The following is a 14368-nucleotide window of genomic DNA, read 5'->3' on the forward strand; positions in this document are numbered from 1 at the left end:
GTTTTCATAAACTTCATGTTTTCCACACATTTATTGACATTATGTTCACATTCTCATGCGCACTGACTCTGAAACGTTGACGGAAAACGTCACCCCAAAAGCCAACTGGCCCCTGGCATTATGTGCAGGTTTATTAGGGATTGGGCAAAACGGTTTGCTGGTCATGCTTCCGCAACTGGTCACCCAGACAGGGCTTTCGCTTTCGGTTTGGGCCGGGCTGTTAATGTTCGGATCCATGCTCTTTTTACCCGCATCACCCTGGTGGGGACGCCAGAGCGAGCGACATGGCTGTAAGGTCGTGATGCTGGCCTCGCTGAGTGGCTATCTGGTCAGTTTCGGGGTGATGTCGCTGGTGGTCTGGGCGATGGCGGCCGGGATGCTGGATAAGGTCTGGGGCCTGACGGGGTTGGCTCTCTCGCGCACGCTCTATGGTCTGACGGTCTCAGGTCTGGTGCCTGCGGCTCAGACGTGGGCTATCCAGCGCGCGGGGCTGGAAAAAAGAATGGCCGCACTGGCGACAATTAGCTCCGGCCTGAGTTGTGGTCGTTTGCTTGGGCCACCGCTGGCGGCGCTGATGCTCAGCGTCAATCCGGTAGCACCGCTCTGGCTGATGGCGATTGCGCCTTTCATCGCTTTTCTGCTGGTGCTTCGCGAAGTGGCGGACCCACCGTTACCGCCAGTGGCGCATCAGTCGACTCGCTTTCGGGCTTCAATGCTGCCGTTCCTGCTGCTGGCACTGTTGCTGGCTGCCCTGGTAAGCCTGATGCAGCTTGGCCTGTCACCGCATCTTAGCCCGCTGCTGGAGGGCAATGCCCGGGACATCAGCCATCATGTTGCTCTCCTGCTGAGCCTGGCTGCGCTGGCAACGCTCGCCGCGCAGTTTCTGGTGGTCCGCCCGCAATATTTCAGCCCGGTGACACTGCTCTGCATGGCCGCGGTATTGATGGTAGTGGGGCTTGGGTTGATGTCTGTGGCGGGTCTGGCGCTTTTCTATGTGGGGATTGTCATTACGTCGCTCGGGGCAGCCATGGCAACTCCGGGATATCAGCTACTGCTTAACGATCGGCTAACCACGGGCAAAGGGGCGGGAGCGATCGCCACCAGCCACACATTAGGCTACGGTGTTAGCGCTCTGCTGGTACCTGTCGTGACACGTTTTTACGGTGAACAGTTTTTAATGATGGCTGCATTAGGCATGGCATTGCTGTTTTTAGTGCTCAGCATAGGGGTTCGATCAACTGAGCGTCCCCTTGCTGAAAAAAATTAATGGACCTGGCGGGGAGAATGGCCGCCAGCATCCTCATTCTGCCGTAAACGCTGCAGGGGATCTTGCTGGTAAAACTGGCAGAATCGCTGCCACAGTGCCGGGAATCGGGGGGCGAAGAGTTCTGGAGCGCTGAAGAAGTATTCAGAGAGTACAGCAAAGCACTCCGCGGGATCGGTCGCTGCATAGGCATCAATGCTGGCTGCGCTTTCGCCCACCAGGTCTATTTCATCCTGGATGTTATCCATCGCGGCATGCAGGTCGTGCTCCCATCCCGCAACCTCACGAAGCGGGATCAGCGGTACACCACTGGCGCGATCGCCATTGCGGGTATCCAGCTTATGCGCCACCTCGTGAACGATCAGATTAAAGCCTGATGCATCGAACGAATCCTGAATATCGAGCCAGTTCAGGATAATTGGCCCTTGCTGCCAGCTTTGACCGGACTGAACCACCCGCTGGTTGTGCACCAGACCGATATCATCCTGCCACTCATCATCAACGACAAACGGCGCGGGATAGATAAGCACTTCGTGGAAACCGTCCAGCCACTCGATACCCAGTTCGAGCACCGGCAGGCAGAACAGCAGGGCGATACGTGCACTTTTATGGGCATCCAGCTCAAATCCCTGCAGCGGGACCAACCGCTTTTGCTGCAAAAAGCGATCCGCCAGTTGAATCAGCTTTGACTGTTCATCCGGCTGGAGGTTGGCCAGCACGGGGATCGCCAGCGCCTCATCCCACGGCAGCGCCACATGTTGACCAGCGTCATTTGATTTCCAGGGCCACTTAATCATCGCTTTGCTCGTAAACTCGTCACGTGAACAAAATTGAAAGGTCAGGTTAGGTTAACATGCCAAAGAACCCGGCATGAAGGCAACTACAAAACGTAGAGATGTCGGAATGGCAGGAGAGACTAGCCTCTCTGCCATTATTCAATCACTTATCTCGTTTCCTTTCAGTGACAAAACTCCCATTGAGAAAATCAGGCGAGAAAAGTCGGTTGCCCGGCGATTATTTATTGTTATCAAAAGTGAAAACATTCTGTTCTCCATTGACATAAGTCACCTGTAGCCAGGTGTTATGCGCATCATTTGCCGGTTGGAGATCGCTGATTTGAGTCCGCCCGCCAAGCGATATCTTTTTTACATACGGCTCGGCAAGGTTTTTGTTTATTGCAATCCACGAACCGACGCGACAGGCGTCAGTGGAGTTATCACACAGGAAGACATAGTAGGAACTCTCATACATCATGCTGTACTGGCTGAGTTTCTCTCCACCTTTGATGAAGACCTTTTTGCCACTGTTCCCACAATTCTCACAGAACATGCGATCATCCGGCGTTCCGGAAAGCGTCACTTTATAAGGAAGCGGCGTATGTTGCGGGGTGAAAAGAGGACTGCTTTTTGGCGCTGGAGCGTGTTCAGACGTGCTACAGGCTGATAGCAGGAGGGTTATCATAAAGACTGGGAAAACAGCCAGGCCTGATGTTTTGTTCGGGGTCACTTGCTGCTCCTGTTATAAAAATGAATTCATTATCATTCCATCAATACGCTTATAGCGTAGAGCGTTAACTGATATTTATCGACGTTTAATCTTCCCGAGTGCCTCGATCAGCTGCGTCTTTTCCAGCGCTGATATCTGCGTATCGCTCAGCGACCGGGACAGCTGGCGCTCCTGCTCTTCATCAAACCCGCCACCGGTCATGATTTGACGGCTAATAATGTTCAGGATTGTATTATCCAGTTCGAGAATTTGTGCTCTTACCTCCGTAAGGGGGCGGGGCTGCCATCCTTTTTCTGGGTATAAACGCCAGCGATCAAGATAGCGATACTGGATGTTTTTACTCACCGCCATCTGTGTCTGTATAAACGCATCAATACTCTCTGGAGCCAGCATGGCGTCACGGGCAGCGTTCTTCGCCTTCATGAGAACATTTTTTTCTCTCGGTAGATCCTCAACGGGAAGGTGGTTTGCCGCCTTATAGCCTGCCACATCCTTCATCACCTCGAATCGTGTGTTTAATGCTTTCGCCAGCTCAGGAATAGTTGCGGAGTTCACGGACGCGGCCAGCGATGAACCGCACATTAATATTGATGAAACCACAACAGCGAAATAGCGCAAGGTTATTCTCCCGCAAATATGAGTTGAGGATCCATTATCGCAGCCTGCTTATTACAGGCAATCGTTTATAGCATTAATAAACGGTCATATTTGTAAGTATTTAAGAGGATAGAGTGGAAAATAAAAAAACCTGATAGCTAAAGTCATCAATAGCGGAAATGTCTTACAGGTTATCGCCAAATAAACAGAATGAACTTTTTGATAGCATCATTAAGAGCAATTTACATCACACGCAATGAGCACCCTGACACACAGCTCAATATTACTCTGGAAATAAAATGAAAAAAAATATCATTATGCGCTGCCTGTTAATCGCAGGTTTTAGCACGGCAGTACCTTTTGCCTCTGCATCTTATAACGGTTTTGATGCGCGCAGCACCGCAATGGGTGGCACTGGCGTGGCATCGGCACATTTTGGTGCGGCACCGTTAGTGAACCCGGCGTTGCTTGCGACCTCGCGCTCACAGGATAAAATCAGCCTGATTGCACCGTCTCTCGGCGCGCAGGTCAGCGATTCGGCAAACCTGATTGACGGTTTTGATGACGTCAAATCGGCATGGGATTCGCTGGAAATCGCCCTGGGCACCGGTACAGAAGCTGAAGCCGCAGGCAAGCTGGGCGATATTGTGTCTGGCCTCTCCGGGGAAAATGCCTATGCGAATATCGGGCTGGCGATGGTGCTTGCTGTGCCGGATGATTCACTTCCGGTTGCATTATCTGTAAACAGCTGGGCAAAAGGCAATGCGCGTGCATTAATCAGCCAGAGTGATTTAGCCTTTCTGGAAGGTGTTGCTGACGGATCTATCGACCCGGTGCAAGAAGACCTTGATGCATTAACCTCTCGCGCTGAAGGAATGGCTGCACTGGTCACCGAATACGGCGTGTCGATTGCGCATCCGTTTACCGTGGGTGATATGCCGATGGGCGTGGGGATCACGCCGAAGATCCAGCGAATTGAAACCTGGAACTACAACGTTGCCATCAATAACTATGACACCTCCGATCTGCGCGATGGCAACTGGCAGCACCAGACCATGAGCGCCAACATCGACGCCGGTTTCTTTGCCTCACCCACGCCGGGCTGGATGGTGGCACTGTCAGCGCAAAACCTGTTTGAAAACCGCGTTAAAACCCGTGAGGTGAACGGCTATCAGCCTGCTTTTGTTATTCGCCCGCAGGTAACCGCCGGTACAGCATGGCAAACGGGGTCAGTGACGCTGGGCGCAGATATTGACCTGACACCGGTCAGCCATTTCCAGTATGTTGATAAAAATCAGTACGCCGCATTTGGTGCGGAATGGCGCACGGCTGACTGGGTCCAGTTGCGGGCGGGTTATCGCCTTGATATGCGTGGCAACGATCGCCGCGTCGTCACGGGCGGTGTGGGGCTCTCTGCCGGTGACGTCATGCAGTTTGACTTAACCGCTATTGCCGGCCGTGACCGCACAATAGGTGGTGTCGCGCAATTTACCTTCTACTTCTAAATATAAAAAGGCCACATTGCGTGGCCTTTTTACTGCAGCAAAAGAGAACACTATGCTGACTGAATAATTTCAGTGGATTGCCTTTTCACCGATGAATTAACAGAGAGGAATTCCTCTTAATTAATTTCTAAATACAAAGGCAATTCATGAAACCGTTATATCAATACTCTTACCTACACCAGGCGATCCTTGTTGCGCTGCTTGGGACGACCGGTGTTACCTCTGCCGCCACTCTTATCGATAAAGACACCCTGATTGATGGTAACTCCCCCGTCAACGAAGACTATCAGGTTAAAAATGGCGCGACACTCACCGCTAATGGCGCGGTTGCCGGTCAGATGATGGTCACTGCGGGACATTTAGCGATGGACGGAGGGCAGATCACAGAATACTTACAGATTGATGCTGGCAGTACAGCAGCCATTAATAACGCGACGATTAAACTGGCCGCGTTAATGGGCGACGCGCAACTTCGTAATACCACGATTGAAACTCAGCTGATGGTATTTAACGCACAACTCTCTGCGGCACAAATTCGTGCCCAACAGTTTTATGCAAGTTACGGTGATATCGTTATTGATAACGGTTACTTTGCCAACATTGATGATACGTATACGGGGGCTGTTGATTTAGCGGGAACCAACGCCGCGTTTACGGGCAGCATCATTAAGGGACATAACGCTGGTGTGCACCTGGGAGGGGATAACAGTGTTGATCTCGCCGGAAGTAGCGTTTGGGCAGTAAACGGACCTGCATTTGCGGTCGTCAGCGGTACGCAACGCATACTCCTGCAAAATGGCAGCAGCGCCAGTTCACTGACGGGGGAGTTGATGACAGCCAAAAAAGGCAGTGATGTTGCCCTGACGCTCAATGCCAGTCATGCAGCGGGCGACATTCGCGCAGAAGACAGCGCTGTGGTGGATGTTGTCCTTGCCAATGGCAGTCAGCTTTCCGGTGGCATGACCAACGTCAATTCCCTCTCACTCGACAGTACTTCGCGCTATGAAATGACCGCCAGCTCCGACATCCGAGCGCTTTCTCTGGCGGGAGGAACGGTGAAATTCGCTGCCGCAGAGACGGGGGAAAATCACACGCTGACGCTCGGCACGCTTTCCGGTAACGGTCATTTTATGATGAATATTGATACCTCAGGCTGGCAGGGCGATCTTCTGGATATCACGGGTAACGCAAGTGGGAAGCATATACTCCACCTGGCGGCAACGGGTCGCGAAGCGGCGAGCAGTGATGCGCTGGCGCTGGTCCGTACCAGCGGAGGTGATGCGGAGTTTGCCCTCAACGGCGGACGCCTTGACATGGGGGCCTGGCAGCACGAGTTGGTGCGTAACGGCAATCAGTGGGAGCTGGTTCAGTCGACAGGTTCAACCTCAGCCTCGACCGATGCGATGCTCTCCATGGCCTCAGCGCCACAGTTTATCCACGAAAATGAGCTGAACGTCCTGCGCTCGCGCCTTGACGATACACGCTCCCAGCCACAGTCCGGCATGTGGGGAACCGTGCTGCACAGCCGCACTGATGTAGACGGTGTCTGGGGTTCTGCCTACCGTCTGGAACAGAACGGTATGATGCTGGGTGGCGATAAGGTGAACACTCTTTCGGCAGGGGAACTGACCACAGGCGCCTGGCTGAGCCAGTCAACCGGCCAGGTTAAGCATGCCCGCGGTGGCCAGAGCCGGGTAACCAGCTACGGTGGCGGTCTGTATGCCGCGCTGAACTCGGCTAACGGTTGGTACACCAGCGGCTCAGCGCAGATGAGCCACTTTGCCAACAAGCTAAGCGCCCGTATGAGCGATGGCGGCACAGCGCGTGCAGACTGGAACAGCTGGGGTTACGGACTGGGTCTGGAAGCGGGTCGTCATATCGTCCTGAACGATGCCACGCGTCTGACGCCGTTTGCGGGTCTTGACGGCTGGATCACCCCATCCGAGTCGGTCAGGTTAAACAACGGGATGACGGCTGAAACAGGCGACGGACGTTCGCTGCAGGCGCAGGCGGGTCTGCGGGTGACCACCCGTCTGAAGGCGGGTGAAATGCAGGTCATGCCTTACGCGACGGCTGCCCTGAGTCAGGGGCTGGTGAAAAACGGCAGTACGCGAATTAACGAAACCTATGAATTTACCAACGACTTCACCGGCACGGGCGGTAAGTTTACGGGCGGTATCAGCGTCATGGTGACACCATCAACCATGGTCTGGCTGGATGCGAGCTATGCGAAAAGCGAGCATACCGAGTCGCCGGTAGCGGGAAATATCGGTCTGAGAGTGGATTTCTAAAGGCAACATGTGCTTTACCGGTTAGCCGGTAAAGCACACTTTTAGCGTACGAGGCGATAACTCACCGTGACCTGATTACTCAGCACGGTCAGGGGAGAGTCGAGTCGGCCGCCCACGGCGGCATAATACTCAAAACGAAATGGCCCGGCAGCCGGAAAACCGGCTGGCAGAGGGCTTTCACCGCTAAAGCCAGATAATGGCAGGCAGCGCGTGGCGCTGCACAAGCGAATACGAAACCCGTCAGGCGTGTAACCTGAGGTCTTAATCTTCCAGTGGACGCGTGAGGCCACCGCACCGGCAGGCAAAGAGGAGGGGCTTTGCACCGGTTTGCTTTTCAGAACTAGCCTTCCACGCGTTAGGGTGCCACCAAAACTGTCGCTGCTCCAGGATCCATCAGCCGCCAGTGACAGTGGCGAAATCAGAAGCAGTGCCAGCCCAACTCTCCTCATGCTTTTCCTCCAATAAGATACGTCATACGTACGTTGCGCTGCGTGTTGAGCTCCTGACTGGACAACACGGCTAACTGCGGGAAGATGCGACGCAGATAACGAGACAGCATGAGGCGCAGGGCCGGATTAACCAGAAGAACCGGTGGTGCACCCAGCCCTTCCTGATGCTGCAGGGCCAGTTCCGTCTGCTTCATCAGATTTTCTGCAATACCGGGTTCAATCGCGCTGCCGCTCTGGGTCGCCTGGACCAGCAATTGCTCCAGTGAGAGATCCAGACCAATCAGTTGAATGTCGCCCTCACCGGGGAACCACTGCTCGGTAATGGCACGGGAAAGTCGGGCACGCACGCGGGCAGTTAACTCATCGGCATCGCTCTGGGCTGTGGCAAATTCCGCCAGAGTATCGATGATGGTTCGCATATCGCGGATCGGCACACGCTCTGACAGCAGGTTCTGCAGAACCTTGTGCAACGTGGTGAGACTAATGACCGCCGGGATCAAATCTTCCACCAGCTTAGGTGACTGCTTCGTGATCTGGTCAAGCAACTGTTGTGCTTCCTGACGACCAAACAATTCATCGGTATGGGTGCTGATGAGATGATTCAGATGGGTCGCCACAACCGAGCTGGGATCCACCACCGTATAGCCCAGCGTCTGCGCCAGCTCGCGGTGAACTTCATCAATCCACAGTGCGGGTAAGCCAAAGGTAGGCTCAGTACATGGCGTACCCGGAACTTCACCTTCTGCACAGCCGGGGTTGATCGCCATCCAGCGATCCGGTTGAACTTCGCCCTGACCAATGCGAACACCTTTGAGCAGAATGCGGTAGTGCGTCGGCGCCAACTCCAGATTGTCACGAATATGCACGGCAGGGGGGAGGAATCCCATCTGCTGGGCAAATTTTTTGCGGATCCCGCGAATACGCGTCAGCAACTGACCCTGCTGTTCGTGATCCACCATCGGGATCAGGCGGTAACCCACTTCTAGCCCCAGCGTATCTTCCATGTGAACATCAGACCAGGTCGCTTCATGCACCTGCGCGACGTCGGGTTCGTCCACAGTTGAAGCCGCCGTCACACCACCCGTTTTTTTCGCCTCGCTTTCTCGACCGCGTAGCCACCAGGCGACCCCCAGCAACGTGGCGGTGAACAGCAGGAAGACGAAGTTAGGCATGCCGGGGATCAGGCCCAGTAAACCGATCACGCCCGCCGCCAGCACAATGACGCGAGGAGAAGTAAACAGCTGGCCGACCATCTGCTCACCAACGTCCTGATCGTTGGCGACGCGAGTTACCACAACACCTGCTGCGGTCGAGATGACCAGCCCCGGGATCTGGGCAACCAGGCCATCACCGATGGTAAGTAGGGTATAGGTTTCACCGGCCACGCCCACAGACATGTCGTGCTGCATCACGCCTATCACCAGGCCACCAATGATATTGATCGCCATAATCAGCAATCCGGCGATGGCGTCGCCGCGGACAAACTTACTCGCCCCATCCATTGAACCGTAAAAGTCGGCTTCTTGTGTCACTTCTTTGCGGCGGCGTTTCGCTTCTTCTTCGCCAATCAGTCCGGCATTGAGATCGGCGTCAATCGCCATCTGCTTGCCTGGCATTCCGTCGAGAGAAAAGCGCGCACCCACTTCGGCGATACGTCCTGCACCCTTAGTGATAACCATAAAGTTAATGATGATCAGGATGATGAACACAATGATACCGATGGCGAAATTGCCGCCCACCAGGAAGTGACCAAACGCTTCAACCACCTGACCTGCCGCTTCGGAACCGGTATGGCCGTTCATCAGGATCACGCGTGTGGAGGCGACGTTGAGCGCCAGACGCAGCAGGGTCGAAAACAGCAGCACCGTCGGAAACGCTGAAAATTCAAGCGTATTCTGGGTGAACATGGCGACCAGCAAAATCATGATCGACAGGACGATGTTGAAGGTAAACAGCAGGTCGAGCACGAAGGTCGGCAGCGGCAGGATCATCATCGCAAGGATGGTCATGATCAGCACCGGGCCGGCCAGCACCTGCCACTGGGTTTCCTTCATGTTGGGTAATCGTAACTTGGTGGCGATATTGGCCATCACTTTCTACTCTCTTGTGCGAAATCCATCCCCGCCGGAACGGGAAGATCTTTAGGTGTCAGCGGACGTAAGCCGTAGCCTTTACGCCAGCGCTTGAGGCCGTAAACCCAGGCCAGAACTTCCGCTACCGCGCTATATAGCTCGGCAGGTACCGGAGTGCCAGGTTCACAGTGGCGATACAGGGCGCGTGCCAGCGGCGGCGCTTCCAGCATCGGGACCCGGTTCTCTTCGGCCAGCTCGCGGATGCGCAGTGCAATCAGCCCGCTGCCGCTGGCAACGACCAGAGGCGCGCCCATGGCACCTTCCTGATATTTCAGCGCGACCGAATAGTGGGTCGGGTTATTCACTACCACGTCGGCAGAGGGGACATCAGTCATCATTCGCTGCTGCGCCATTTGACGTTGCAGTTGCCGGATGCGGTTTTTGATAAGCGGGTCGCCTTCCTGATTTTTGAACTCGTCTTTGATTTCTTTCAGGCTCATGCGCAACTTTTTAAAGTTGCTCCAGAGCTGGTAAACCACATCGAAAACCACCATCGGAATAAGCGATAAAATAATCACCAGCATGCAACCCGTCAGCAGGGCGCTGACATCGCCAAGGGCGATGTGCAGCGGCTCGAACACCAGGTTGATAAAGCGGTCCTTGTTGAACCACAAAAACAGCCCGCCACCGATCCCCGCCAGCATGACCTTCAGTACGCTCTTCACCATTTCCGACACCATTTGCCCGGAGAACAGGCGCTTAATGCCGCTCAATGGATTGAGCTTTTTGAGGTTAAACTTGACCGCTTTGGCGCTCATATTCAGGCCGCCTATGATTGACGGCGTGGCGACTGCGGTAATAAACAGCCCGCCAACAAAGGGCAGGATCGCCAGAAACGCCAGACCGAGCAGCGATCCGGCATGATGCAGCATCTGCTGTGGATCGCTGACCAGCAGCCGGTCAAACGTTAAACCGTTGTGCAGCAGTTGCTGCAGCTTTTTGGCCAGATAGCTTCCGGCCACCAGCATCAATCCCCAGCCCACCAGCAGCATGGAGAGGCTCGTCAGCTCGCGCGATCGGGGAACTTGTCCCTCTTCTCGCGCTTTCTGCTTTTTGTGGGGGGTGGGGTCTTCTGTTTTTTCGCTGTCGTTTTGTTCTGACATGGCAATTGCCCGGCGTTATCAGAAGCCGAGTGACTCCAGCAGATCGTCCACCTGCTCCTGTGAAGCAACAATCCCTTCGGCGGTGGTATCGATCTGAGGACCATTCTTCAGGTGCGCATCGCTGGTTTGCGCATCAATGTCGCGCTCGTTCATGTTTTCGACCAGCACGCTGATCAGCTCTTTCTCAACGGTCTCAATCACGTGCATCAGGCTTTGCAGCACCTGGCCGGTCAGATCCTGAAAATCCTGCGCCATCATGATTTCCGTTAGCTGGCGATTGGTTTGCTGGGTCACTTCAGGGACTTCGCTCAGAAAGCCGCGGGTCGCTTTGACCAGTTCACGGGCTTCATCGAGCGGCTGTGGCGCTTCAAACCATGCATCCCAGCGGGCGCTCAGAGCGGAGGCTTTTTCACTCAGCCCTTCCTGCAGCGGACGCGCCACTTCAACGCTGGTCAGCGCGCGATCGGCGGCTTGTGACGTTTTACCAACCACATAGTTCAGACGATCGCGGGTGTTCGGAAACGCGTCCGCCACTTCCATAATCGCCTGTTCCAGGCCCAGATTGGCCATGCTGTCGCGCAGCAGACGGGTCAGTTGTCCAATGCGAACGAAAATCTCTTTGGCGTTATCCGCCTGCATGTTTAACGGGGAGTTCATGAGGGTTACCCGAGTTTTTCAAAGATTTTGCCAAGCTTCTCTTCCAGCGTCGCCGCGGTGAAAGGCTTGACGATATAACCGTTGGCGCCCGCCTGGGCGGCGGCAATGATGTTCTCTTTCTTCGCCTCGGCAGTGACCATCAGGACCGGCAGTTTTGCCATCGCTGTATCACCGCGTATGGTTTTCAGCAATTGCAGACCATCGATATTCGGCATGTTCCAGTCGCTGACCACGAAATCAAAATCGCTGGTACGCAGCTTATTCAGGGCATCCTGGCCATCTTCGGCTTCATCAATGTGCTTGTAGCCCAGATCCTGCAGCAGGTTTCGTACGATGCGTCGCATGGTGGCAAAATCGTCCACCACCAGAAAACGCAAATTCTTATCCGACATGGGGGGATCTCCTTAACGTCGTAAGTCGGTTTGAGGTGAGTTTTTATAGTTAAAACTGTCCAGCAGGCACTGGCTGATATCATCGAGGTCTACAACCTTTTTCGCCGCGCCAAGGGCAATCGCTTCACGCGGCATGCCGAAGACCACGCAGGTGGCCTCACTCTGTGCGAGCGTAAAAGCGCCGGTCTGACGCAGATGCAAGAGCCCGCGTGCGCCGTCGCCACCCATTCCAGTCAGAATGGCGGCGCTGGCGTGTTTGCTGGCCTGACGGGCCACGGAATCAAACAGCACATCCACGGAGGGACGATGGCGATTCACTGGCGGGGCATCGCTGAGCCTGACCCGGTAGCCGTTGTCCTGACTGATGATCTCCATATGGCGATCGCCCGGTGCAATCAGCGCCGTGCCGGAGCGCACGGGTTCGCCATCCTGCGCCTCGCGCACGGCTATCTGGCACAGTGAGTCGAGACGCTGTGCAAAAGAAAAGGTAAAACCGGCCGGCATATGCTGGGCGATGACAATCCCCGGTGTGCTGACGGGAAGGGGCATGAGAACCCGACGCAGCGCCTCCGTGCCGCCCGTGGAAGAGCCTATGGCGATGATGCTCTGCTGGCGCACGGTAATACCGGTGAGGATGGGGATGTCGGTTGGGCTACGCTGGGCCAGCCTGGCTCGTGTGGCAACCCGGATCTTCTCCACCACCTGCTGGCTCCAGCATTCGATATTATCTGCCCCGCGGTGTTCCGGTTTGGGCAGAAAATCCACCGCGCCGTGCTCCAGAGCCGCCAGGGTCGCTTTTGAGCCACGCGTGGTCAGGGAGGAGATCATGATGACCGGCATCGGACGCAGGCGCATCAGGCGGGAGAGAAACTCCAGTCCGTCCATGCGCGGCATATCGATATCCAGCGTCAACACGTCCGGGTTGAGCTGTTTTATGAGCTCACGTGCAATAAACGCATCCGGAGCCGTTCCCACCATTTCCATATCTGGCTGCTGATTCACGACCGCACTGAGCATGTTACGCATCAGGGCTGAATCATCGACCGCCAGCACGCGAATCGGGTTCACCGTGTCGTCTCCGTCAGTTCATAGACCGACTGACCGCGCAGGCGCAGCGGAATATGTGAGTGATTAAAATGTTCTGAGTGGCCCACAAACAGCAAGCCACCTGGCTTCAGCAGGCGCGTGAAGCGTTGCAGCAGCCGCTGCTGGGTAGGGGCATCAAAGTAAATCATGACGTTGCGGCAAAAAATGGCGTCGAACGGCCCCGGAGCGGACCACTTTTCATCCAGCAGGTTAAGCTGCTGATAGTGGATGGCGGACAACAACTCTCGTCTGGCTTTCACCCATTCGCTGTTATCGCCAGCGCCACGCAGGAAATAACGACGCTTTTGCGCCAGCGTCAGCGACTCCAGGTCGCTCAACCGATAGATACCGGCTTCGGCTTTTGCCAGCACCTCGGTATCAATATCGGATGCCCAGACGCGTGGGCCGGCCACCGATACATCCAGCTGCTCATCCAGCGTCATGGCAATTGAGCAGGGCTCTTCACCTGTTGACGCTGCGGTACACCAGACGCGATAACCATTTGCGCGCAGGCGCGCATGCTCCGCTAGAACCGGAAAGTGATAAGACTCACGGAAGAAAGAGGTCAGATTGGTCGTCAGCGCGTTAATAAAATTTTGCCATTCCGGATGCTCCGGATGCGACTCAAGTAATTCGATATAGTCACTAAAACGGCTAAATGCCAGCGAGCGCACACGGCGAGAGAGACGATTAAAAATCATCTCTCGCTTTTGGGCATTGACGACAATTCCCGCGCGCTTATAGATTAATTTGCCGACACGCTGTAATTCGCCGTCGGTCAATGAAAGCGTATTCAGAGATAAGCGTGCAGGAATGCTGTTAATTTCACTCATTGAAAGAGGGAGACCTTAAACCGGAGTATTCATTATTTCCTGATAGGCGCCGATCATTTTATTTCGGGCCTGCATGCCGAAGCTGAAAGAAATGGATGATTTCTGCATTGCCAGCATGACATCATTCAGGCCAATATCACTGCTACCGGACATCCATTGCTGGGTTTTGGTTTTTGCTTCGACCTGTGTTTTATTTATTTCGTTAATACTGTTTAGTAACGCATCCGAAAATGACGGGCCGTCGTTGCGGGCCGGATGCAGGCGATTTGCCGGGCCTCCGACCTGTTGCGCCTGAGTCTGTATTTGCTCAAGGACGCCACGCATTAATGTCGCTGACATTCTTTTATTCCTGGTTAATGAGATAAAAACCGCTATTTATTGCATATCTTTTAAACGTTGCCAGCTTAACACGTGAATAAAAACGGCAGAAAATCCAATAAGCCGACAGAACTTTGAGCTTATTTATCCTTAAAAAAAACACCTTTCAGACGATAATGCCCGCCTGAAAAATTCTTATATTTTTGAATCGTCGACATCACTCTCGCGAATTTCG

14 protein-coding genes are annotated in these 14368 nt (G+C 54.5%); 3 read left to right on the plus strand and 11 right to left on the minus strand.

All coding sequences use genetic code 11. From position 1 onward, the window contains the following. The first annotated feature begins 55 nt into the window (after positions 1-55). The gene (locus tag WB237_RS02500) at positions 56-1267 is read left to right on the plus strand and encodes an MFS transporter (protein WP_336209961.1); all 1212 of its coding nucleotides are present in this window, start codon (positions 56-58) and stop codon (positions 1265-1267) included. Here WB237_RS02500 and mtfA read toward each other — a convergent pair. From mtfA to WB237_RS02515, 3 genes are all read right to left on the minus strand, one after another. After that, on the minus strand, positions 1264-2061 hold the full coding sequence (mtfA, locus tag WB237_RS02505; protein WP_248062464.1) for a DgsA anti-repressor MtfA: 798 nt from the start codon (positions 2059-2061) through the stop codon (positions 1264-1266). The two genes, WB237_RS02500 and mtfA, sit on opposite strands and share 4 nt — an antisense overlap. Positions 2062-2278: 217 nt before the next feature. After that, positions 2279-2770, minus strand: coding sequence for a hypothetical protein (locus WB237_RS02510; protein ID WP_336209967.1), 492 nt, complete (start codon positions 2768-2770; stop codon positions 2279-2281). 75 nt (positions 2771-2845) lie between these two features. After that, positions 2846-3388: a chorismate mutase gene (locus WB237_RS02515; protein ID WP_336209969.1), complete on the minus strand. Its 543-nt coding sequence runs from the start codon at positions 3386-3388 to the stop codon at positions 2846-2848. Positions 3389-3666: 278 nt separating this feature from the next. Here WB237_RS02515 and traF point away from each other — a divergent pair, with 278 nt between their 5' ends. Further along, entirely contained in the window at positions 3667-4872 is a 1206-nt protein-coding gene (gene traF, locus WB237_RS02520; protein WP_336209971.1) for a conjugal transfer protein TraF, read from the plus strand. Positions 4873-5018: 146 nt separating this feature from the next. Then, a complete protein-coding gene (locus tag WB237_RS02525; protein WP_336209973.1) occupies positions 5019-7163 on the plus strand; it encodes an autotransporter outer membrane beta-barrel domain-containing protein in 2145 nt (714 codons plus the stop codon). A 41-nt stretch (positions 7164-7204) separates the two neighbouring features. Here WB237_RS02525 and WB237_RS02530 read toward each other — a convergent pair whose 3' ends face one another. The 8 genes from WB237_RS02530 to fliE are packed head-to-tail and all read right to left on the minus strand — an operon-like array spanning position 7205 to position 14154. Further along, positions 7205-7612, minus strand: coding sequence for a flagellar protein FlhE (locus WB237_RS02530; protein WP_336209976.1), 408 nt, complete (start codon positions 7610-7612; stop codon positions 7205-7207). Beyond that, positions 7609-9702, minus strand: coding sequence for a flagellar biosynthesis protein FlhA (flhA, locus tag WB237_RS02535; RefSeq protein WP_336209980.1), 2094 nt, complete (start codon positions 9700-9702; stop codon positions 7609-7611). The genes WB237_RS02530 and flhA overlap by 4 nt, the downstream gene beginning before the upstream one ends. Next, entirely contained in the window at positions 9702-10847 is a 1146-nt protein-coding gene (flhB, locus tag WB237_RS02540) for a flagellar biosynthesis protein FlhB (protein WP_336209983.1), read from the minus strand. The genes flhA and flhB overlap by 1 nt, the downstream gene beginning before the upstream one ends. 18 nt (positions 10848-10865) lie before the next feature. Further along, entirely contained in the window at positions 10866-11504 is a 639-nt protein-coding gene (gene cheZ, locus WB237_RS02545) for a protein phosphatase CheZ (protein ID WP_336209986.1), read from the minus strand. Between the two features lie 5 nt (positions 11505-11509). Then, complete coding sequence (gene cheY / locus WB237_RS02550; RefSeq protein WP_049023229.1) at positions 11510-11896, minus strand: chemotaxis response regulator CheY; 387 nt, start codon at positions 11894-11896, stop codon at positions 11510-11512. A 12-nt stretch (positions 11897-11908) separates the two neighbouring features. Next, on the minus strand, positions 11909-12964 hold the full coding sequence (locus WB237_RS02555) for a protein-glutamate methylesterase/protein-glutamine glutaminase (RefSeq protein WP_126800804.1): 1056 nt from the start codon (positions 12962-12964) through the stop codon (positions 11909-11911). After that, a complete protein-coding gene (locus tag WB237_RS02560) occupies positions 12961-13815 on the minus strand; it encodes a CheR family methyltransferase (RefSeq protein WP_336209994.1) in 855 nt (284 codons plus the stop codon). The genes WB237_RS02555 and WB237_RS02560 overlap by 4 nt, the downstream gene beginning before the upstream one ends. Positions 13816-13830: 15 nt before the next feature. Further along, a complete protein-coding gene (gene fliE / locus WB237_RS02565; protein ID WP_126800806.1) occupies positions 13831-14154 on the minus strand; it encodes a flagellar hook-basal body complex protein FliE in 324 nt (107 codons plus the stop codon). Between the last annotated feature and the right edge of the window lie 214 nt (positions 14155-14368).

Origin of the sequence: Enterobacter sp. P82 (assembly GCF_037053385.1) — a bacterium.
In the GTDB taxonomy this organism is placed as follows: domain Bacteria; phylum Pseudomonadota; class Gammaproteobacteria; order Enterobacterales; family Enterobacteriaceae; genus Enterobacter.